This is a genomic window from Xenorhabdus littoralis (genome assembly GCF_033949345.1).
GTDB lineage: Bacteria > Pseudomonadota > Gammaproteobacteria > Enterobacterales > Enterobacteriaceae > Xenorhabdus > Xenorhabdus littoralis.
This window is the reverse complement of sequence record NZ_VCDP01000166.1, coordinates 1-987: the sequence shown is the minus strand read 5'-3', so window position 1 is coordinate 987 and position 987 is coordinate 1. Positions and strand designations below refer to the sequence as shown.

The window sequence follows — 987 nt, the reverse complement described above, 5'->3', positions numbered from 1 at the left end:
GAATTCCGTTTAAGCCGTCATTGGAAAATCTTCTTCCGAGTAGAAAACTTTCAGTGACGGTTTCTTCCATTTCAGGCAGTAAGCAATGACACCACCTAAAACGGTCAATAGAAATCCTTTTATACTTCGGTGCCGAGAATGCTCTATTTGAGAAATGGTTTTTAATTGCCCATTAATTGTCTCAATAATAAAGCGCCTTGATAACATTATCTTATCCCACTCAGCCAACACTCGCGCTTTCATATTACGACGCTTTTTCGTCATGAACGTCACACCGGTTTGGGCTAAATCGTCTGCCAGTTCTTGACTAAGGTAGCCTTTGTCACCATAAAGAGAACCTGTTAATGCTTTGGTTAATTCGCGAACCGGTTCCCGATCATCTACATTACCGGCGGTGACTTTGAGTGCCAGAATTTCGCCCTGATGGTTAACAATCAAATGTAATTTGAAACCGTAAAACCATCCCATCGAAGTCTTTCCTCGCTGTGCCACCCCCTTAAACACTTTATGACGGGGAATGCGGATGTTATGGCACACGCGCAAACTGGTGGAATCAATAAAAGCAATTCCCGTGGGTTTTCCTTTTAATTGAGTCAGATAACTGCACAGTGGTACTAAAACGGAAGGGGCGACACTGACAAAACGGGTATAACTGAGCAAGGTTGGAAAATCGTGATGGTGATATTTCCAAATATGCTCCAGATAAAAATGTTTAAAATCACGGTAATGCGACATGTGAAAGAGGATAAGGATGGTCATAATTTCGCTGGGATACATGTGACCCTGTCTGCGGCGTAGACGCTGCCCTTTAGTGAGACAAAACAGCTCCCATTGAGGAATGAAAAAACGACAGAAGTCATCGACATTGCAGAAAATTTCAACTAATTTGTTCATTGCCTGTTCCTTTTTAGAGCATTTTTTGGTGTGCACTAAAACTTTGCTCTTGGAACAGGCACTTCGCCAGTTTTTTATCCAGAATTCAGGTTA

General features: G+C 42.0%; 1 protein-coding gene. It reads right to left on the bottom strand.

The window, feature by feature from the left end; translation table 11 throughout:
• Positions 1 to 9: 9 nt before the first annotated feature.
• Positions 10 to 894: an IS982 family transposase gene (locus tag FE394_RS18945; RefSeq protein ID WP_319927874.1), complete on the bottom strand. Its 885-nt coding sequence runs from the start codon at positions 892 to 894 to the stop codon at positions 10 to 12.
• Positions 895 to 987: the final 93 nt, after the last annotated feature.

Bases quoted from the DNA above. Each gene is read 5' to 3' on its own strand.
- FE394_RS18945 (WP_319927874.1), bottom strand. From the start codon at position 894: ATGAACAAATTAGTTGAAATTTTCTGCAATGTCGATGACTTCTGTCGT.